This is a genomic window from Sediminibacterium roseum (genome assembly GCF_009939005.1).
GTDB lineage: Bacteria > Bacteroidota > Bacteroidia > Chitinophagales > Chitinophagaceae > Sediminibacterium > Sediminibacterium roseum.
Genome location: NZ_JAACJS010000015.1, coordinates 1,590,513 through 1,612,081, shown reverse-complemented (window position 1 = coordinate 1,612,081; position 21,569 = coordinate 1,590,513). Strand labels below are relative to the sequence as shown.

The window sequence follows — 21,569 nt, the reverse complement described above, 5'->3', positions numbered from 1 at the left end:
TTCTCATCAGTATAGTTTTAGTTTGAGTAGCGTGGTGCTTCTGCACCACGCTTAATTAAATCGCAGTATGGCAAAGACATTATTTGACAAGATCTGGGACAAACACGTGGTTCAAAAAATTGAAGACGGCCCCTCTGTTTTGTACATCGACAAACACTTTATTCACGAAGTAACCAGCCCGCAGGCATTTGCCGGTATTGAAAAAAGAGGACTAAAGGTGTTTCGCCCGCAACAGGTGGTTGCAACCGCCGATCACAATGTGCCCACGCTTAACCAGCACCTGCCCATCAAAGACGAGTTATCGCGTTTGCAGGTGCAGCAGTTGATAGAGAACTGTAAAAAACACGATATAGAATTGTATGGCCTCGGCCATCCGTTCCAGGGCATTGTGCATGTGATCGGGCCGGAATTGGGCATCACGCAACCCGGGATGACGATCGTTTGCGGCGACAGCCACACATCCACCCACGGTGCATTTGGCGCCATAGCTTTTGGGATAGGAACGAGTGAGGTTGAAATGGTGTTTGCATCGCAGTGCATCCTGCAGACAAAACCGAAGCGCATGCGCATCAACATAGAAGGTGAATTGCAGAACGGCGTGGTATCAAAAGACATAATCCTGTACATCATCGCAAAAATAACAGCGAGCGGTGCCACAGGATTTTTTGTTGAATATGCGGGCTCGGCCATCCGGGCCTTATCTATGGAAGCGCGAATGACCATCTGCAACATGAGCATTGAAATGGGTGCGCGCGGTGGAATGATCGCGCCGGATGAAACAACTTTCGCCTACATGAAAGGCAGGCAGTTTGCACCAAGCGGCGAACAATGGGAAAGAAAAGTGGCAGAATGGAAAGAATTGTATACTGATGCAGATGCAGTATTTGATGAAGAGATCCATATCAATGCATCCGATATAGAACCCATGATCACCTATGGAACCAACCCGGGACTCGGCATCGCCATCAACGGTTCGATACCGGTTACAGACACGATCCCCGACGAGGGCGAAAGAAAGAACATCATCAAAGCGCTTCAATACATGGGCCTTGAACCCGGCAAACGATTGATAGGGATGCCGGTTCAACATGTGTTCATCGGCAGTTGCACCAATTCGCGCATCGAGGATCTGAGACAGGTGGCCAATCTTGTGAAGGGAAGAAAGAAAAACGCAAACGTGCAGGTGATGATCGTGCCCGGCTCGCAGCAGGTATCGCGTCAGGTGCAGGCAGAAGGCCTCGACAAGGTTTTTTTAGAAGCAGGATTCGAGATCAGGCAGGCGGGCTGCAGTGCGTGCCTGGGTATGAACGAAGATAAAATTCCCGCGGGCGAGTACTGCATCAGCACGAGCAACAGGAATTTTGAAGGAAGACAGGGCGCCGGCGCGAGAACATTGCTGGCGAGCCCGTTAACCGCAGCAGCGGCAGCGATCACAGGCGTGGTAACCGATGTGCGCGAACTGCCATCGGTACACGAATAAAAAACAGCAAAACCCCAAACTGAAAATGCAGGCACTACAAAAAATACAAAGCCGTTTTGTTCCGCTCCCCATCGAGAATGTGGATACGGACCAGATCATTCCCGCACGTTTTTTAAAGGCAACAACACGAGATGGATTCGGGAAAAACCTGTTCCGCGACTGGCGGTACGAGAACAACGACGAAACAAAACCAAAACCGGATTTTGTTTTGAATCAACCACAATACAGCGGGGAAATACTGGTGGCCGGAAAAAATTTCGGTTGCGGCTCCTCACGCGAGCATGCTGCCTGGGCAATATTGGATCATGGCTTCAAAGCAGTGGTGTCAAGCTTCTTCGCGGATATCTTTAAGAACAATGCATTGAACAACGGTGTACTGCCGGTGATCGTGAGTGATGAATTCCTCGCAAAGATATTCGCGCTCGGCAACGAAGCAACGCTATCGATCGATGTTGAACAACAGACCATAACGATCGATGCAAGCGGAGAGAAAGAAGTATTCGACATCAATCCCTATAAAAAAACATGTTTGTTAAACGGGTACGACGATATCGACTACCTCATCAACCACAAACCGCAGATAGAAGCTTTCGAGGCGCAGTTGATTGCGTAAACCAGGAAAATGAAAACAGCAGCCCTTCTAGAAGTTAACGACCTCACGGTGCAGCTTTCCGGTAAAACGGTGCTGAACGGCATTTCGTTTTCTGTATTGGAAGGCGAGCGGCTTGCGATCGTTGGCGCATCGGGTAGCGGCAAATCAACATTGATACAAACCATCGCCGGCAAACATTTTGCAAGAGGCAGCGTTGCATTTGCAGGGAAGCCCGCCATGGCAACGATCTCACAGCAACACCAGTTCAGGAACTTATCCAATTTAAATTCGTTCTATTACCAGCAACGTTTTAACTCGAACGATTCTGAAGATGCGGTAACCGTAATCGAAGCGCTGAAAGAGACCAGCGACGCACCACGCATTGATGAGGTGCTGGAACTGTTGGGCATCGGCCACCTGGAACATACAAGGTTGATCCAGTTGTCGAACGGCGAACACAAGCGTTTCCAGATCGCGCAGGCAATGCTCGGCAATGCGGAGTGGCTGCTGCTCGACAACCCTTACACCGGGCTCGACATTGCCGCCAGGAAAATGCTTAATGAAATACTCGACATGCTCGCTCTGCGTGGTGTACATTTTCTGCTGGTTACTTCGCCGGCAGATATGCCTTCATCCATTACCAAAGTTGCGCTGCTGAAAAACGGATCGATCGAGGCGATCTTGCCGCGTGTTGCGTTTGAACAGGAAAAAAATATTTTGTTGCGTGAAGATCCAGCGGCTGTGTTGTTTGATGATCCGATCGAGTCGGTTCCGCCTGCGTATGCTTATCCCGATTTTTCAGTTGCCATAAAGATGACAGGCACAACTGTAAGCTACAACAACCGGAAGATCCTGGACAACATCAATTGGGAAGTAAAAAAAGGCGAATGCTGGAATGTGTCGGGCCACAACGGCTCCGGCAAATCTACTTTGCTGAGCCTGGTGAATGGAGATAACCCGCAGGCATTTGCCAACGACATCTATCTCTTCGACAGAAAGAAAGGAAGCGGCGAAAGCATCTGGGATATCAAACAAAAGATCGGCTACATTTCGCCTGAACTGCATCATTATTTTGAATCTTCCGCTTCCTGTTTTGAAGTGGTGGCCTCGGGCTTGTTTGATACGATCGGCCTGTTCAGGCAGTTGTCTGCATCGCAGAAGAAAATAACGGAACAATGGATGAGCCTGCTGCAGGTAGGATCGTTGTCCAAAAAAACATTCAAACAATTGTCGAACGGCGAACAGCGCATGGTATTGCTTGCGCGGGCGCTTGTAAAAAATCCGCCTTTGTTGATCCTGGACGAACCCTGCCAGGGGCTGGATAAAGAGGTAGCCGTACGGTTCATCACATTGATCAACGAGATCTGCGTGAAGTTGAAAAAGACACTGGTGTATGTTAGTCATTACGAAGAAGAGATCCCGCCCTGTGTAACACACACTTTAAAATTGGTACAAGGAAAAATCGCCGCATAAAAAAACAAACTGATGGAAAAGAAGATCGCAGTAATATTAGGAGATGGCATTGGGCCGGAAGTAACGCAACAGTCTATCAAGGTGCTGAATGCGATCGCGCAGCGTTTCGGGCATTCGTTCAGCTACAGCTTCGGGCTGATGGGCGCAGATGCCATCGATAAAACAGGAAACCCTTTGCCCGACGAAACGATAGAGACCTGTCTGCAGAGCGATGCCATTTTATTTGGCGCAATAGGCCATCCCAAATACGACAACGATCCTACGGCAAAAGTGCGTCCTGAACAGGGTTTGCTCAGGTTGCGCAAGGAGCTGCAGTTGTTCGCAAACATCAGGCCCATCAGTACTTATTCATCGTTACAGCATTTGTCTCCTTTAAAGAGCAAGCAGTTAAAAGGCGTCGATTTCATCATCTTCCGCGAGCTTACCGGAGGCATTTATTTTGGTAAGAAGGAACTGAGTGAAGACGGCTCATACGCTTCCGACCTTTGCTCGTACAGCAAAGAAGAAATAGAACGTGTATCGCACCTCGCATTTCAATATGCACAGAAAAGAAGGAAGAAACTGACGTTGGTAGACAAGGCAAACGTGCTGGAAACTTCGCGCCTGTGGAGAAAGATCGTACAGGAGATCGCGGCGCAATACAGTGATGTAGCGGTCGATTACATGTTTGTTGACAATGCGGCGATGCAGATCATCTTAAACCCGGCGCAGTTTGATGTGGTGCTTACCGAAAACATGTTTGGCGACATCGTCAGCGATGAGGCCAGTGTGCTGAGCGGATCGCTGGGCCTGCTTCCATCTGCATCGGTGGGGAACAAGACCGCTTTGTTTGAGCCGATACATGGTTCTTACCCGCAGGCTGCAGGCAAAGACATTGCCAACCCGCTGGGTTCTATTTTATCAGCCGCCATGTTGCTCGATCATTTCCAGATGAACAAGGAGGCGGCAGCGGTGAGAGAGGCGGTTGGCTGGACGCTTGCGAACGGCTTTGTATCAAAAGACATCGACGCGATCAACAACTATTCAACAACAGCGATCGGCGACCTGATCATGGATCATATTGAAAGAAATGCGGATAGCGACAACAGCAATGACAATGCGACGTTGAACAGGTCTACGATCATATAAGCGGCGTACACTAACTGACGTTTGTAAAATAAACCAACGAGTTCTTTGTTTTTTAAAAAGGTGGGAGTATTTTCGTTTCAACAAATCATTCATGTTGAAGAGCAGAATAAATAATGTCAATACGGTTATCACGGTAATTATTATTGTGATCGTCATTATTATTCCTGCCCTGCATGGAGGATGAGTTTATACACGCTGAAAAATACCTAGCATATAAGCCCCGCCTCTGAAACAGGCGGGGCTTTTTTTTCGCCGGCAGGGAACAGGCATTCGAGTAATAAGTAAAAGAAAATTATGGCAAGCTATTATAACAACGACACACTGATCTACCTGAATGGATCTTTTGTGAAAGCTGCTGAAGCAAAAATGGATTTTTACAGCCAATCGCTTCACTATGGGTATTCTGTTTTTGAGGGCATCCGCTCTTATAAAACCGCAAGTGGCCAAACGCGTATTTTCAAGGCAGAGGAACACTATAACCGTTTGAAAGCATCTGCGGAAGCGTTGAATATGCCGTACACCTATTCAACAGATGAATTGATTGAAGTAACGTATGCATTGCTTGATAAAAACAATTTCCAGGATGCTTACATACGCCCTGTGATCTACGCGCCCGCAAACATGAGCTTTAACCTGAACACAGAATCTTTTATCGTGATTGAAGCGTGGCAGATGGCCCCGTTTCTCGGCGATAAATTATTGCGTGTGATGACCTCGTCTTTCCAGCGCCCCAATCCAAAAGGGTTCAAGATACACGCAAAAGCGGGCGGGCATTACGTCAACTCTATTCTTGCGAGCCAGGAAGTAAAGGCCCTCGGATTTGATGAGGCGCTGCTCACCGATATGCACGGTTGTGTAGCAGAGGCGCCCGGTGCAAATGTTTTTTTTGAGAAGGATGGAAAACTGGTAACACCGGCACTGGGCAATATTCTTCCGGGCATCACCAGGGCAACGGTGCTTGTGTTGTGTGATGAATTGAACATCCCGGTAGAAGAGAAGCAATTTACCAAAGAAGAAATGTATGGAGCAGACGCTGCGTTCTTCTGCGGAACGGCTGCGGAAGTGATCGGCCTGCATTCACTCGATGATGTGGATTTTACGATGGATTGGGACAATACGGTGAGTAAATTGATACAGTCGGCATACAAAAACCTCGTCGTTGAAAAAAGACAGGAATTGGTGAATGAAATTTCAGGGATAGAATAATTGAACCATAGAATGGAAGATATACTCAACGCAAACATTTGCAAATAAAAGGAACATGACAAACGAGATAAATAAATACAGCAAGATACTTACGCAAGACATCACCCAGCCCGCTGCGCAGGCGATGTTGTATGGGATAGGTTTAACAGACGATGATCTGAAAAAAGCACAGGTAGGCGTGGTAAGCATGGGCTACGATGGCAATACGTGCAACATGCACCTCAACGACCTTGCGAAACTGGTGAAGCAGGGGGTGTGGGACAATGATCTCGTGGGCCTGATCTTCAACACCATCGGCGTGAGTGATGGAATGAGCAACGGAACCGATGGCATGCGCTATTCACTGGTGAGCCGCGACATCATTGCGGATTCCATAGAAGCGGTTTGCGGCGCACAGTATTACGATGGCGTGATCGCCTTGCCGGGCTGCGACAAGAACATGCCCGGCGCACTGATCGCCATGGGAAGATTGAACCGCCCGGCTATTATGGTGTATGGAGGAACGATCGCACCGGGACATTACAAAGGACAGGACCTCAACATCGTTTCAGCATTCGAAGCGCTCGGGCAAAAACTTGCGGGCAACCTGAACGACGAAGATTTCAAGGGCATTATACAGCATGCTTGCCCGGGTGCCGGCGCATGCGGCGGAATGTATACCGCGAACACGATGGCATCGGCGATCGAGGCGTTGGGAATGAGTCTGCCTTATTCATCGTCGAACCCCGCGTTGAGTGAGGACAAACAGAAGGAATGTTTTGCCGCGGGAAAAGCGATCAGGGTTTTGCTGGAGAAAGACATCAAGCCGAAAGACATCATGACAAGAAAGGCATTTGAAAATGCGATCACCGTTGTGATGATACTAGGAGGCAGCACAAATGCAGTACTGCATTTGATAGCGATGGCGAAGAGTGTGGATGTTGATTTAACACAGGATGATTTTCAATCCATCAGCGACAGGGTTCCCATGCTTGCGGATTTTAAACCAAGCGGAAAATATTTAATGCAGGATCTGCACCAATACGGTGGTGTTCCTGCGGTGATGAAATATTTATTGCAGAAAGGATTTCTGCATGGCGATTGTTTGACCGTAACCGGGAAAACACTCGCAGAAAATTTAGCCGATGCACCGGACCTGGATTTTGATCAACAGAAAATCATTCTCCCACTGGAAACACCGGTGAAGGCGACGGGCCACCTGCAGATCTTGTACGGCAATCTTGCCGAAGGGGGAAGCGTAGCCAAGATCACAGGAAAAGAAGGTGAATTGTTTGAGGGCCCGGCAAGGGTTTTTGATGGAGAACACGATCTGATCAATGGCATCAACAGCGGAAAAATAAAACATGGTGATGTGGTGGTGATCAGGTACGTTGGACCGAAGGGCGCGCCCGGTATGCCTGAAATGCTGAAACCCACATCGGCATTGATTGGTGCGGGTCTTGGCAAATCGGTGGCGCTGATTACGGATGGAAGATTCAGTGGCGGTACACATGGCTTTGTTGTAGGACACGTAATGCCGGAAGCGTACAATGGCGGTCTGATTGGCCTGGTGAAGGATGATGACCGGATCGAACTGAATGTTTCCACGAAAAAGATGACGTTGAAAGTAAGCGAAGAAGAGATTGCGCAAAGAAGGGCCGCATGGAAGCAGCCAAAGCCGAACGCAACAAAAGGAATATTGTTCAAATACGCACAATGTGTGAAAGACGCATCGCAGGGATGTGTAACAGATGAGGCATAAAAAAATTCAATAAAAACAGTTGATCATGGAAGCACTCGACCTTGAGAAAGAGAACACCGCAACAGCACAAAAAGAAAGTTTATCCGGTTCGCAAGCCGTTCTGGAAGCACTGATCTGCGAAGGAGTGGATACTGTTTTCGGTTATCCCGGCGGCGCCATCATGCCGATCTATGATGCGTTGTACGATTACAATGATAAACTCAAACACATCCTCGTGCGCCACGAGCAGGGCGGAATACACGCTGCACAAGGCTTTGCACGTACATCGGGTAAAGTGGGTGTTGTGTTTGCAACCAGCGGCCCGGGCGCAACCAACCTTGTTACCGGTCTCGCAGACGCCATGATCGATAGCACCCCACTGGTTGCCATCACCGGCCAGGTATTTGCACATTTGCTGGGAACAGATGCTTTCCAGGAAACAGATGTGATCAACATCACCACACCGGTTACCAAATGGAACTACCAGGTAACAGATGCAACAGAGATCCCATCGGTGCTCGCCAAAGCATTTTACATAGCCAAAAGCGGCAGGCCGGGGCCCGTGCTGATCGACATCACCAAGAATGCACAGATCCAGAAATTTGATTTCGAAGGATACACCAAATGCAACCGTGTACGCAGTTACCGCCCCAAACCGATCATCCGCAAAGAATACATTGAACAGGCGGCCGAACTTATCAACAAAGCCGAAAAACCTTTTGTGATTTTTGGCCAGGGCGTGATACTAGGGAAAGCGGAAAAAGAGTTCAGGGCATTTATCGAAAAAGCGGGCATCCCATCTGCCTGGACAATACTGGGGTTAAGCGCTTTGCCCACCGACCATCCATTGAATGTAGGGATGCTGGGCATGCATGGAAATTACGGCCCGAATATCATGACGAATGAATGCGATGTGCTCATTGCGATAGGCATGCGTTTCGATGACCGTGTTACCGGCCGTCTCGATAAATATGCGAAGCAGGCGAAGGTGATCCACCTCGACATCGACCCCTCCGAGATCGACAAAAATGTAAAGGCCACAGTTGGCGTTTGGGGCGATTGTAAAGAAACCCTCCCGATGCTTACCAGGCTCGTTGAAACAAAAGTATACCCGCAATGGCTCGAACGTTTCCGTTCGTATGAGGAAGAAGAGAACAAAGAAGTCATATTTGAAGAGCTGCACCCATCTACAGAAAAACTGACGATGGGCGAAGTGATCCGCAACCTCAATGAACTGACCGGCGGCGACGCAGTGATTGTAACAGATGTGGGCCAGCACCAGATGGTGGCATGCCGTTATGCAAAATTCAACCAGAGCAAAAGCAATGTAACATCAGGCGGGTTGGGCACCATGGGCTTTGCCCTGCCTGCGGCCATCGGTGCAAAATTTGGCGCGCCCGAAAGAACGGTTGTGGCGGTGATCGGCGATGGCGGCGTACAGATGACGATACAGGAGTTGGGAACGATCATGCAAACAGGCATCAACGTAAAGATCCTGATCCTCAACAACGAGTTCCTGGGAATGGTGCGCCAATGGCAGCAACTGTTTAACGACAAACGCTATTCTTTCGTAGACATCGCGAGCCCCGATTACGTGATCGTAGCAAAAGGCTACGGCATAGAAGGGCAACGCGTTACAGACCGGACAGACCTGAGAGATGCATTGAAAAAAATGCTTGCACACGAGGGCTCCTTCCTGTTGGAGGTGATGGTAGGAAAAGAAAACAACGTGTTCCCGATGGTGCCGCAGGGATGCAGCGTAAGCGAGGTCCGCCTGAAATAATCGGCCCACAAAAAAAGAAACCCAAACCGCCTGCAACCCATCCCATCGGGCCGGAGCTGCAGCCAAAAAAAGAAACCATGAAGCAGGAGTTTACGATAACCGTTTACACAGAGAACCACATTGGTTTGCTGGTGCGTATTGCAACGATGTTCTCCCGCAGGAAGATCAACATCGAAAGCCTGAACACATCGCCATCAGAGGCGGAAGGCATTCACAGGTTCACCATTGTGATCAATGAAACGGAGGACGTGGTACGCAAGCTGGCGCGCCAGATTGAAAAACAGGTAGAGGTATTGAAAGCCTATTACAACAACAACGAAGAAATTGTTTGGCAGGAACTCGCTTTGTACAAAGTGCCTACAGATGAGATCGCAGAAAAAGTGAAAGTGGAGCGCTTGCTTCGCGAGCATGGTGCAAGAGCGGTGGTGATCAGGAAGGACTATACCATTTTTGAGACCAGCGGCCACAGGGAAGAAACGGATAAGCTTGTTGAAGTACTTGCCCCCTACGGGCTCATCGAGTTCGTGAGAAGCGCACGCGTGGCCATCATCAAGGAAAGCAAGGGCTTTCATGAAAAGCTGAAAGAGTTTGATGAAATGCAGCCGGGCGAGGAAGTGGTGGAAAATGAATATTTAGGAAAACAGGATGAAGTATTTACGATGTAACAACACGGGAACGTTTAAAATGGTTCCGGGTGGTTATGCAATACAAATTAAAAAACAAACCAAAACCCAATAAACAAATTAAAAATGGCAAAACTAAATTTTGGCGGAACAGAAGAAAATGTTGTGACGCGCGATGAATTTCCGTTGGCGAAAGCACAGGAAGTATTAAAGGATGAAGTAGTTGCGGTGATCGGTTACGGCGTACAAGGGCCCGGACAGGCGCTCAACCAAAAAGAAAACGGGATCAACGTGATTGTTGGGCAGCGTAAAAATTCTCCGAGCTGGGATAAAGCGGTAGCCGACGGATTTGTTCCGGGCGAAAGTCTTTTTGAAATTGAAGAAGCGCTTCAGAAAGGAACCATCATCTGCTACCTCCTGAGCGATGCTGCACAGATAGCGATGTGGCCAACCGTTAAGAAATACCTTACCCCCGGTAAAGCATTGTATTTTTCTCACGGCTTTGGAATTACCTACAACGACCAGACCGGTATCGTTCCTCCACCGGATGTGGATGTGTTCCTGGTGGCGCCAAAAGGTTCGGGCACCTCGCTGCGCAGGATGTTCCTGCAGGGCCGTGGCCTCAACAGCAGCTACGCGATCTTCCAGGATGCAACAGGCAAGGCATTTGAACGCGTTGTTGCATTGGGTATTGCCATCGGAAGCGGCTACCTGTTTGAAACAGATTTCAAAAAAGAAGTATACAGCGATCTCACAGGAGAACGTGGTACGTTGATGGGTTGCATACAGGGCATCTTTGCGGCGCAGTTCCAGGTGCTTCGTTCCAAAGGGCATTCACCTTCGGAAGCATTCAACGAAACAGTGGAAGAGTTAACACAATCACTCATGCCGCTTGTGGCTGAGAATGGAATGGACTGGATGTATGCCAACTGCTCCACCACCGCACAACGTGGCGCCCTCGACTGGTGGAAAAAGTTCCGCGACGCTACATTGCCTGTATTTACTGAATTATACGAAAGCGTAGCGGCCGGTAAAGAAGCAGCAAAATCGATCGAAAGCAACAGCAAGGCAGATTACAGGGAAAAACTCAACGCAGAATTAAAAGAACTGCACGATAGTGAACTCTGGCAGGCAGGCAAAACCGTAAGGAGCCTCAGGCCGGAAAACCAATAAACTCGTCCCGCCCCTCCTCAAAAAGAGGGGCGGGTAGCTTGCTGCAATAAGCAATAAAACCAACAGATGCAATCAATAACCCATCACCCGCTGGATTTCTCAGCCGCCAAACAGCGTCTCGAGAAAATAGTGAACCGCACGCCGCTTACCTACAACCGCAACCTGTCGCGTAAGTACCAATGCGATGTCTTCCTGAAACGCGAAGACCTGCAGATCGTGCGTTCCTACAAATTGCGTGGTGCATACAACATGATGAGCAGTTTACCTGAACAGCAGCTGCAGCGCGGAGTGGTGTGCGCAAGCGCAGGCAATCATGCACAGGGGTTTGCATACAGTTGTAAAAAACTGAACGTGAGAGGCGTGGTATTCATGCCCATCATTACACCCAACCAGAAAGTGAAGCAGACGAACATGTTTGGCGAAGGCTTCATAGAAGTAAAACTGGTGGGCGATACGTACGACGATTGTGCGGTTGCAGCCAAACAATTCACTGCAGAGCATGGCATGACATTCATTCCGCCGTTCGACGACATCAGGATCATCGAAGGGCAGGCGACCGTGGGCATTGAGATCATGGAAGACAGGTCCGATATCGATTTTTTATTTGTACCTGTTGGCGGTGGCGGATTGAGCGCGGGTGTTGGTTCGGCATTCAAAACATTTTCGCCCAAAACAAAGATCATCGGCATGGAGCCCGAAGGCGCACCGTCTATGTACGAGGCGCTGAAGGCCGGTAAACCCGTAACGCTCGAAAACATAGAACGTTTTGTAGACGGCGCCTCCGTAAAACGCGTCGGCGATCTTACATTCGAGATCTGTAAAGAGGTGCTGGATGATATGCGGCTCGTAAACGAAGGAAAGGTTTGCTCAACCATCCTCCAGCTCTACAATGAAGATGCGATTGTTGTAGAACCCGCGGGTGCTTTATCCATCGCTGCGCTTGACGATTATGCAGAGGCCATCAAAGGCAAAACCGTTGTGTGTATCATCAGCGGAAGCAACAACGACATCGACCGCATGCAGGAGATCAAAGAACGGTCTTTGCAGTATGAGGGATTGAAACACTATTTCCTCATCCGCTTCGCGCAGCGCCCTGGTGCATTGAAAGAATTTGTGAACCATGTATTGGGCCCCAACGATGACATAACCCGTTTTGAATACATGCAGAAACACAACAAAGAAACCGGGCCCGCATTGGTAGGTATTGAGTTGTTGTCGAGAACAGATTATGAGATACTGGTGCAGAATATGGACAGGTTCAACATCAATTATACGGAGCTGAAACAAAACGATAATTTATTTGGTTACCTGGTGTGAGTAAAGAAATTTTTCATTATCTTCATCCTGTTACCGCAATCCATGCAAACACGGCAGTTACATATCATCCCAACCATAGCAACAGCAACGCTGTTCACAACTGCTATTACAACCATTACGACCCTGTAAAGGGTTATCTGTATTTATATCACCACAGGGCTTTTGTAAGCTGCACTTCAGAAAGAATCAAATCATTTATTTCATATTTCCCCAGGGAAAAAGCAATCATTTATGCAGGTATTAAAATTCGGCGGCAGTTCGGTAGCCAATTCCGCCAACATACAGAAGGTAACAGACATCGTAGCATCAGCAATACAAAAAGAGCCGACCGTGCTCGTGGTTTCTGCATTGGGCGGCATTACTGATCTTTTGTTGAAGACAGGAGCCCTCGCATCGCAGGCGGATGAAACGTACAAAACAGTACTGAAAGAAATGGAAACCCGCCATCTTGATGCAGTGCGCGAGTTATTACCCATCCAGCAGCAAAGCGCAACGCTCAGCCTCGTAAAACAACAGTTCAACGAGCTGGACGGGATCTACGATGGGGTTTTTTTATTGGGTGAATTATCGCCGCGCACCAAAGACAGGATCGTTAGCTACGGGGAATTGTTGTCATCGATGATGATCTCGGCGAAATTTCAATCCCTGAACATCGATCAATTGTGGGTGGATTCAAGAAAATGCATCACCACCAATTCCAACCACGGAAACGCTGCAGTGGATTTTGCCGCGACGGAAAAAAACATACAGTCCCATTTCGCACAAAAGCCGCACCAGCTCTATGTTGTACCGGGTTTTATCGCGAGCGACGTAAATAACAATACAACCACATTGGGCCGCGGCGGTTCAGATTATACGGCTGCCATTTTTGCGTCGGCCGTTCGCGCAAGTGCCTTGGAAATATGGACGGATGTGAGCGGAATGATGACCGCCGACCCACGCCTTGTGCAAAATGCAAAACCCATCAGCCGCATCTCATACCAGGAAGCAATGGAGCTTTCCCACTTTGGTGCAAAGATCATTTACCCGCCAACCATACAACCGGTGATGAGCAGGAACATACCGGTATGGGTAAAAAATACGTTTGCGCCCAATGAATACGGCACGTTGATTGAAAACAATTCTGCCGTAACCGATAGTTTTATCCGTGGTATTTCCAGCATCAGCAGCATCAGCCTGTTGAGCCTTGAGGGCAGCGGTATGATCGGTATTCCCGGGTTTTCAAAACGTTTGTTCGAGGCGCTGGCCAATGAAAGCGTTAATGTGATACTGATCACACAAAGCTCGTCCGAGCATTCCATCTGCGTAGGCATCAATGAGGTCGATTCGGCAAAGGCCAAACAAACCATCGACAACGTGTTCAGCTACGAGATTCAAACAGGTAAAGTAGAACCTTTGAAAGTAGAATCAGGCTTGTCGATCGTTGCCTTGGTAGGCGAACAGATGAAAAGTCACCCGGGCGTAAGCGGCAAAATGTTTGGCGCACTCGGAAAGAACGGCATCAACGTTCGCGCGATCGCACAGGGCTCATCGGAAAAAAATATTTCTGCGGTGCTCTCGGCTTTTGATGTGAAGAAAGCCATCAATGTATTGCACGAAGAATTTTTTGAAACGAGCTACAAACAGCTCAATGTATTTATTGCCGGAACCGGAAACGTTGGCGGTAAACTGATCGGGCAGATCAAAAAACAGTTCCAGTACCTGCAGGACGAACTGCACCTGCAAATTGAAGTGGTTGGACTTGCCAACAGCAGGAAGAATCTTGTTAACGAGAACGGCATTGACCTGGGAACCTGGAAAGAACAACTGCAACAGGCGCCCGACGGCTCTATCCATGATTTTGTAAGAACGATCATCAGCAAGAACCTCCGCAACAGTGTGTTTGTGGATGTGACCGCGAATGCGGAAGTGGCCACTGTTTATGGATCGTTGCTCGAAAAAAGCGTTTCGGTTGTTGCGTGCAACAAGATCGCATGTTCGTCTTCTTACGAATCGTACCTGAAACTGAAATCACTCGCGCGCGAATACAATGCCATGTTCCTTTTCGAGACCAATGTGGGAGCGGGTTTGCCAGTGATTGGAACGTTGAACGACCTGCTGCGGAGTGGCGATAAAGTGAACAGGATACAGGCGGTATTATCGGGCACGCTCAATTTTGTGTTCAACAATTACGACGGTTCGAGGTCATTTGCCTCTGTTGTAAAACAGGCACAGGAGGAAGGTTACACGGAGCCCGATCCACGACTCGATCTCGGCGGCACCGATGTGATGCGCAAGATCATGATCCTCGCGCGAGAAGCGGGGCAACAACTGGAGATGGACGACATCAGCAACGAATACTTTTTGCCACAGTCCTGTTTTGAAGGATCCGTTGCAGATTTTTACGACGAAATGGAGAAGCAGGAGGCACATTTCAGGTCCATTTACGAGGCCGCAGCAAAGCAAAACTGCAAACTGAAGTTTGTTGCACAATATGAAAATGGAAAAGCTTCTGTGGGCCTGCAGCACATACCTGCCGAATCGGATTTTTATCATCTGTATGGAAAAGACAATCTCGTTTTATTTTATACCGACCGGTATCCTGAACAGCCATTGGTGATCAAAGGCGCCGGCGCCGGTGCGGATGTAACTGCGTCGGGTGTTTTTGCAGATATTCTGCGGGCGCGTTGATCGATTTCCTGATCAGGATTATCAGACACAATAAACAACTAAAAAAAACATGGAGCAGGGCCAAAACGCAGACAGAAAAATGAAAGGCACTTCGTTGAGCGGGGTTGAGCGTGATGCATTGCGCGGCAGGAGCATCACCATTCACTCCCCCGCCACGGTAGCCAATATGGTTTGCGGCTTCGATGTGTTGGGTTTTGCGGTGCAGGAGCCTTACGATATAATGCGCATCGGTTTTTCGGAAAACAAAGGTGTAACCATCATCAACGAAGACGAATACGATCTTCCTACAAAACCCGAAGACAACGTGGCCGGTGCAGCATTGCTGGCCATGATGGAGGAGCTGGAGGAAGGGATCGGTTTCGAGCTACGCATCAACAAACAGATCAAACCCGGTAGTGGCGTGGGTTCCAGCGCGGCAAGCGCTGCGGGTGCCGTTGTTGCCGCAAATCGTTTGCTGGGAGAAAGGTTTACAAAAGAAGACCTCGTTCGCTTCGCGATGAACGGGGAAAAAGTAGCCTCGGGTGTTAAACATGCAGATAATATTGCGCCTTGTATCTATGGTGGTGTTACGTTGATCCGTTCCATTTTCCCGCTCGATATCGTCCCGCTTCATGCGCCGCCGTTGTATGTGAGCATTGTACATCCCCAGATCGAGGTACGCACCTCCGATGCGAGGGGTATTTTGAAACAGCAGGTTCAACTGAAAGATGCGATAAGGCAATGGGGCAACATTGCGGGCCTTGTTGCGGGTCTATTAAAAAACGACTACGCACTTATCGGCCGTTCCCTGGAAGATGTTTTGATCGAACCCGTGAGAAGCATACTGATCCCGGATTTTGAAGAAATAAAAAAGAGAAGCAAAGACGCCGGTGCACTGGGTGGCGGCATCTCAGGATCGGGGCCGTCCATTTTTATGCTGAGCAAAGATGAGCAAACAGCAAGACTGGTGGAGCAGGAGATGAAAGCCGTATATGCAAGGTTGTTATTGGATCACCACACCTATGTTACCACGATCAATATGGAAGGAGTAAAATTCATCGGTTAACCCTCACGTCAATATGAAGTATTACAGTCTCAATAAACAAGCACCATCCGTAAGCTTCCGCGAAGCCACTGTAAGGGGGCAGGCGCCCGACAAAGGTTTGTACTTTCCCGAAAACATTCCAACGGTTGATGCAGCGGTGATCAGGAATATAGAGAAATACCCGGCAGAAGAGCTTGGCTACATCATCATGCAGCCTTATGTTGGCGATGAGATCGACGAAGACTCGTTGCGGCGCATTGTTTCGGAAACCGTTGATTTTTCTTTTCCGCTTGTTCCAGTATCGCCTTCGATAGCGTCGCTTGAATTGTTTCATGGCCCTACACTTGCGTTTAAAGATGTGGGTGCAAGATTTATGAGCCGTTGTCTCGGTCATTTTTCAAAACAGCAAAACGGAAGGATCACAGTGCTTGTTGCCACCTCAGGCGATACCGGCGGGGCAGTGGCCAATGGATTTTTGGGTGTGGAGGGTGTGGAGGTTGTTATCCTTTATCCATCGGGTAAGGTAAGTGATGTGCAGGAGCTGCAGTTGACCACCTGCGGACAGAACATCACCGCCCTGGAAGTACAGGGAAGTTTTGATGATTGCCAGGCGATGGTAAAAGATGCGTTTATGGATGTTGACCTTACCCATAAACTGCAGCTTACTTCTGCCAACTCCATCAATGTGGCGAGGTGGTTGCCACAACAGCTGTATTATTTTTTCGCCTACCAGCAATGGAAAGATAAAAACGCGCCGCCTGTGATTTCGGTGCCCAGTGGTAATTTTGGAAACATCTGCGCCGGTTTGCTTGCGCATGTAAGCGGGTTGCCTGTTCAGCATTTTATTGCCGCCTGCAACGCGAATGATGCTGTTGCCGCATATCTCGATAGTGGAACCTACCAGCCCAAAACAGCGGTGCCCACCATTTCCAACGCGATGGATGTGGGCAACCCGAGCAATTTTGTTCGGGTTCTTGAACTTTTCAAGGGCAGCCATAAAAACATCACCGAAAAAATTTCCGGGTATACCGTCAGCGACGATACAACGCGTGAAACGATCGCAAATGTTTATAAACGTTTCAACTATACGCTGGATCCACATGGCGCAGTTGCATTTTATGCGCTCGAAAGATACCTGTCCGATCACCCGCAGCAGAAAGGTATTTTCCTGGAAACGGCCCATCCCGTTAAGTTCCCTGAAACAGTAGAAGCGGTAACGGGGAGCAGGATCGCAGTGCCCCTTTCTGCTCAACCTCTTTTTTCCAAAGAGAAGAAAAGTATTTTAATGGACCCATCGTTCGGTTCATTGAAAGAATGGCTGATGAACAGGTGAAAAAGAAAAGGGGCCGGAAAATAGTTTCCGGCCCCTTTTCTTTTTTATGATCTTTTATACCAATTTCCACGGCGCACGGATGTTTGCTTTTACATAACCGTTTGCTTCCTTGTCGTTTTTAAATTCTTCTTTCCTGGGGTTCCATTCAAGCGGGCGATTGAGCCAGTATGCAATATTGGCAAGGGCGCAAACGCTACTGGTTCGGTGTCCCGTTTCCACATCGCAGATCGGGTCTTTGCCGCTTTTGATGCAGTTCAGGAAATCTACGTAATGGCTCGGGCTGTTGTATACTCTTTTATCACCCGCCGCCAATGGCGTGGTGGCAATGCTTACAGGGTCGCTGTCGATAAAGCTGCGGCTCACATCCAGCCTTCCCTTCTCTCCAATGAAGCGAACCGCGTAGTTTCTGCCGAAGTCTTCGTGCTTCATCACGATCCCGTTATCATAGATCATCTGCAATCCGCGTTTTGCAGAAGGATCGCTTGGGGGTATGAATTTAACCGGGCCGCTCCTGTCCATATCCAATCCCCACTGCGCAATATCAAACATGTGCGCGCCCCAGTCGCTTAAGAGTCCGCCGCCGTATTCGCGGTAGTTGCGCCAGTTGGGGTATATGTCTTTTTCTACGGGCGGTGCGAGCTCCGGGTTGAAAGGGTTCATTACTGCCGGGCCAACCCATTCGTTCCAGTTCAATGCTTCCGGCACGGGCATGCCGGGCAGGTCGTCTGGTTTGCCGGGATCGCCAACACTTACAAGAACTTCTTTGACCTTGCCAATGTATCCGTTGCGGACGAGGTCAACCGCGTTCCTGAATTTATCCTGCGAACGCTGCATGCTTCCTACCTGTAGCGTTACTTTGTTTTTGCGAACGGCGTTTACCATGGCGCGGCCCTCTTCAACCGTGTGTGCCATTGGTTTTTCGCAATAGATGTGTTTGCCGGCATTGGCCGCCATCACGGTCATTACTGCGTGCCAGTGATCGGGTGTGGTGATGGCAACTGCATCGATGTCTTTCCGCTCGAGCATCTCCCTGAAATCGGTATAGGCAGTAAAGCCTTTGTAGTTTTCTTTCTGTGCAATACCTGCGTAATATTTTTCCGTGTTGTTTTGAAACAGGGCAAGTTTCTGTTTGTCAACATCAGCGCCCGCAACAGTGTACACGAGTTCTTTAAAATAGCCGGAGAGGATGCGCCCCTGTTTACCCGTTCCGATAAAACCCATTTGGATACGGTCGCTTGGTGCGAGGTAACCACGCCCCAGTACAAAACGCGGAACAATGGTAAAGGCAATGGCGGCCTGCAAACCCTGTTTAACAAATTTGCGGCGGCTGTTGGATGGTTGGCTCATAGCAGATCGATTGTTTGTTCTGAAATATACAAACTTCTATCCCATCACCGCATTAAAAAACGCCTCCAGTTTAGCGGGATCCAGTTTTTTACCGGTGCGCACACCACTGCACAGATCGAGCCCGAAAGGTTGAACGGTATCTATTGCCTGCTTTACATTTTCAGGGTTCAATCCACCTGCCAGGAACACCGGAACTTTGGATTGTGCAACGATCTGCCTGCTCAATTGCCAGTTGTGTATCCGTCCTGTTCCACCCAATAGTTTTACAGCGAGATTGGGGTTGTCGCTGTCGAGCAGCAATGCATCCACCTGTTCCGAAAGAGCGATCGCTTCTTCAACGGAACGTTCATCGATCACATGAATTACCTGGACGATGCTGGTGCCCGGCAATGCTTTTTTGATCTCTTGATAAGAACCTTCCTGTAATGTATCAACGATTTGAACGGTGGTTGTAAAAACTTTCTGGTGATGCGCAACGATCCTGTCTGCAGCGGTTTCGCTTGTTAATAAAAAAGTTCCAACGGGTGGCGGCACCTGTTGGGCGATGGTGCGGATCAACTCATCGCCGATCACACCGGGCCCGCTGGGCATATGCCCTACGAGCCCCAATGCAGAAGCGCCGTACCGGATGGCTTCGTGGGCCTCACTCACGGAACTGATGCAGCAGATCTTGATCCTGGGATGGTTCATGGTGCGAATTTAACAGGTAAAAAAGACGGTAATGTTTATCTTTATACAGTTGGAAAAAGATACGATGCGCGACCGTTACATCAAAGAAGACGGTTGCAGGCTGCAGGTTTTTTATTTGTTTTCACAACCTTCCCGTATCGTTTTCCGTACATCTTTACAAAGAAAAAATTTTATGCGATATTCAAAGAGTTTGTTTGCTTTTCTTTTTGCGGTGGTGTTTTTGCTGGCCGCCGGCAGCGGACGCGCGCAATCCAAATCAACAAAATACCCTGATCCGCCAACGGCTACAGAAAAGACCGTATGGCCCATGCGCTTAACCGACGCAGAGTGGAAAGCACGTCTTACCCCCGAACAGTTTTATGTGCTTCGCGAAGAAGGTACGGAACGTGCGGGCTCGGGTAAGTACGATCATTTTTACGAAAAAGGAACCTATTATTCGGCTGCATCGTTGCAACCCGTGTTCAGCTCAACTGCCAAGTTCAATTCAGGAACGGGATGGCCGAGTTTTTATGCGCCGATCAGTCCCGATGCCGTGCGCCTGATCAAAGACGACAGTTATGGGATGGTTCGATGGGCGGTGGTTGACAGTAAAAGCGGCTCTCACCTCGGACATGTATTCGACGACGGCCCTGCACCAACGGGCAAAAGATATTGCATGAATTCTGCCGCACTCATCTTTGTTCCCGAAGGAGGCAAGCCGCCGGTTTCTTCTAAGAACTAAACTGTTGCTCAAAATCCCAATACCAAACCGGGGTAATACCTGCATACCATCTCCCTTATCTTTTCAACGTCGGTACGTATGGACCCGGGGTTCGTGTCTCGGTTGCTGTCGTCGTTCAGGCCGAGCCAGGCTTCGGTTACGGGAAGGCCGTCTTTTTTATAACAGATCACTTTCCAGTAATAATCCGGCTCAAATACATCGTTCATCTTCTTGGGATGTTCGTTGTTGATGAGTACGCCGGTCCATACGTGGATGCTGTCTATAGGAGCCTCGGTTTTTGTTCCGCGCGATAATTTCAAAACATACTGCTCAACGCGCTGCCATTGGTGTTCGTTGAAGTATTTGGCCTGCGGACAGGTATTTGAAAAATACATACTCTCCAGCGCAGCATCTTCCGCAAAATCAAATGCGGTAAATGGATTGATGTGTCCCCTGTCGCGCGCCCGCTGCGGATTTTTTTTGTTCCAGTCACGGTAGGTTTTGTCGTTTGCCAGCACCTTTCCTGCAAGCAACGGATCGTTGGTAAATTTTGAGAACCTGCCTGTCCGCGGCATGCGTGGCCACGCAGTAGAATGGGCGGTTGTCTGAATATAATAACCGAGCAGCTCTGCAGATTGAATGGTATCGAACTGCATCGTGTAGTATTTGTGTTTGATCTCGATGGTATGCTGCGCGAAAGACGGGGCGGCGTACAGAAGAAAGCAAAAAAATATTTTCCGCATGCGGGATCGTTTTGGGTGTGTAAACTACCGATAGTTTTTATAAATAAATCAAACCGCAGGTTGATTTCGGAGCTGAAAAAATGATATAATATTGGGCATGCAAAACCTGAAGATCCGCAAAGCCATTTCTTCCGACCTGCCCCTTCTCCGCCTGTTTGAACAAGGTGTGATTGAAGCAGAGAGGCCCTTTGATAAAACATTGAAGCAGGACCCGATCCAATACTACGACCTGGACCTGATGCTCATCGCCAAACACATCCATCTTGTTGTTGCAGAAGTAGACGGCCAGCCTGTGGCATCCGGCTATGCACGCATCGAAGATGCAAAACCTTACAACGCGCACGCGAAGCATGCGTACCTCGGTTTCATGTACACCGTTGCCGAACACCGCGGCAAGGGCATCAACCAGGAGATCATAAAAGAGCTGAAAAGATGGGCGAAGGAGCAGGGGATCGCCGAATTGAGGCTGGATGTTTATTATTCCAATGCATCCGCCATACGCGCCTACGAGAAAGCAGGGTTCAGCAAACACATGGTGGCTATGCGCGCTGATGTCGGTTAACCGCA

The 21,569-nt window shown here is 48.9% G+C and carries 18 protein-coding genes; 15 read left to right on the top strand and 3 right to left on the bottom strand.

The features are described 5' to 3' along the window. The first annotated feature begins 67 nt into the window (after nt 1–67). The 13 genes from leuC to thrC all read left to right on the top strand — a co-directional run bounded on the left by leuC (nt 68) and on the right by thrC (nt 17,522). Nucleotides 68–1,480: a 3-isopropylmalate dehydratase large subunit gene (gene leuC, locus GWC95_RS18175; protein WP_161820128.1), complete on the top strand. Its 1,413-nt coding sequence runs from the start codon at nt 68–70 to the stop codon at nt 1,478–1,480. A gap of 25 nt (nt 1,481–1,505) precedes the next feature. Then, on the top strand, nt 1,506–2,093 hold the full coding sequence (leuD, locus tag GWC95_RS18170; RefSeq protein WP_161820127.1) for a 3-isopropylmalate dehydratase small subunit: 588 nt from the start codon (nt 1,506–1,508) through the stop codon (nt 2,091–2,093). A gap of 9 nt (nt 2,094–2,102) precedes the next feature. Further along, nucleotides 2,103–3,545: an ATP-binding cassette domain-containing protein gene (locus tag GWC95_RS18165; protein ID WP_161820126.1), complete on the top strand. Its 1,443-nt coding sequence runs from the start codon at nt 2,103–2,105 to the stop codon at nt 3,543–3,545. 12 nt (nt 3,546–3,557) lie between these two features. Next, nucleotides 3,558–4,673 (top strand): 3-isopropylmalate dehydrogenase, encoded by a 1,116-nt coding sequence (gene leuB / locus GWC95_RS18160; RefSeq protein ID WP_161820125.1) that lies wholly within the window; start codon nt 3,558–3,560, stop codon nt 4,671–4,673. Nucleotides 4,674–4,967: 294 nt separating this feature from the next. After that, on the top strand, nt 4,968–5,879 hold the full coding sequence (locus tag GWC95_RS18155) for a branched-chain amino acid transaminase (protein ID WP_161820124.1): 912 nt from the start codon (nt 4,968–4,970) through the stop codon (nt 5,877–5,879). Between the two features lie 55 nt (nt 5,880–5,934). Continuing rightward, nucleotides 5,935–7,620: a dihydroxy-acid dehydratase gene (ilvD, locus tag GWC95_RS18150; protein WP_161820123.1), complete on the top strand. Its 1,686-nt coding sequence runs from the start codon at nt 5,935–5,937 to the stop codon at nt 7,618–7,620. 25 nt (nt 7,621–7,645) lie between these two features. Beyond that, nucleotides 7,646–9,382 carry a biosynthetic-type acetolactate synthase large subunit gene (ilvB, locus tag GWC95_RS18145; RefSeq protein WP_161820122.1) on the top strand — a complete coding sequence of 579 codons (1,737 nt, stop codon included), beginning with the start codon at nt 7,646–7,648 and terminating at the stop codon, nt 9,380–9,382. Between the two features lie 77 nt (nt 9,383–9,459). Next, complete coding sequence (gene ilvN / locus GWC95_RS18140; RefSeq protein ID WP_161820121.1) at nt 9,460–10,047, top strand: acetolactate synthase small subunit; 588 nt, start codon at nt 9,460–9,462, stop codon at nt 10,045–10,047. Between the two features lie 84 nt (nt 10,048–10,131). Continuing rightward, the gene (ilvC, locus tag GWC95_RS18135) at nt 10,132–11,178 is read left to right on the top strand and encodes a ketol-acid reductoisomerase (protein WP_161820120.1); all 1,047 of its coding nucleotides are present in this window, start codon (nt 10,132–10,134) and stop codon (nt 11,176–11,178) included. 66 nt (nt 11,179–11,244) lie between these two features. Beyond that, nucleotides 11,245–12,495, top strand: a complete 1,251-nt coding sequence (gene ilvA / locus GWC95_RS18130; protein WP_161820119.1) for a threonine ammonia-lyase — start codon at nt 11,245–11,247, stop codon at nt 12,493–12,495. 231 nt (nt 12,496–12,726) lie between these two features. Then, entirely contained in the window at nt 12,727–15,165 is a 2,439-nt protein-coding gene (gene thrA, locus GWC95_RS18125) for a bifunctional aspartate kinase/homoserine dehydrogenase I (protein ID WP_161820118.1), read from the top strand. Between the two features lie 49 nt (nt 15,166–15,214). Beyond that, nucleotides 15,215–16,210, top strand: a complete 996-nt coding sequence (locus tag GWC95_RS18120) for a homoserine kinase (protein WP_237722208.1) — start codon at nt 15,215–15,217, stop codon at nt 16,208–16,210. 13 nt (nt 16,211–16,223) lie between these two features. Further along, a complete protein-coding gene (gene thrC / locus GWC95_RS18115; protein WP_161820117.1) occupies nt 16,224–17,522 on the top strand; it encodes a threonine synthase in 1,299 nt (432 codons plus the stop codon). 54 nt (nt 17,523–17,576) lie between these two features. Here the strand turns inward: thrC and GWC95_RS18110 are convergent, their stop codons facing one another. Together GWC95_RS18110 and GWC95_RS18105 are read right to left on the bottom strand one after the other, a co-directional pair. Continuing rightward, nucleotides 17,577–18,869, bottom strand: a complete 1,293-nt coding sequence (locus GWC95_RS18110; protein ID WP_161820116.1) for a Gfo/Idh/MocA family protein — start codon at nt 18,867–18,869, stop codon at nt 17,577–17,579. A 36-nt stretch (nt 18,870–18,905) separates the two neighbouring features. Further along, a complete protein-coding gene (locus GWC95_RS18105; protein ID WP_161820115.1) occupies nt 18,906–19,559 on the bottom strand; it encodes a phosphoribosylanthranilate isomerase in 654 nt (217 codons plus the stop codon). Nucleotides 19,560–19,590: 31 nt separating this feature from the next. Here GWC95_RS18105 and msrB point away from each other — a divergent pair, with 31 nt between their 5' ends. Then, nucleotides 19,591–20,280: a peptide-methionine (R)-S-oxide reductase MsrB gene (gene msrB, locus GWC95_RS19855; protein ID WP_237722207.1), complete on the top strand. Its 690-nt coding sequence runs from the start codon at nt 19,591–19,593 to the stop codon at nt 20,278–20,280. A gap of 8 nt (nt 20,281–20,288) precedes the next feature. On the opposite strand, the gene GWC95_RS18095 is transcribed toward msrB, so the two are convergent. Next, nucleotides 20,289–21,002, bottom strand: a complete 714-nt coding sequence (locus tag GWC95_RS18095; RefSeq protein ID WP_161820114.1) for a DNA/RNA non-specific endonuclease — start codon at nt 21,000–21,002, stop codon at nt 20,289–20,291. Nucleotides 21,003–21,099: 97 nt separating this feature from the next. Here GWC95_RS18095 and GWC95_RS18090 point away from each other — a divergent pair, with 97 nt between their 5' ends. Then, nucleotides 21,100–21,564 carry a GNAT family N-acetyltransferase gene (locus tag GWC95_RS18090; protein WP_161820113.1) on the top strand — a complete coding sequence of 155 codons (465 nt, stop codon included), beginning with the start codon at nt 21,100–21,102 and terminating at the stop codon, nt 21,562–21,564. Nucleotides 21,565–21,569: the final 5 nt, after the last annotated feature.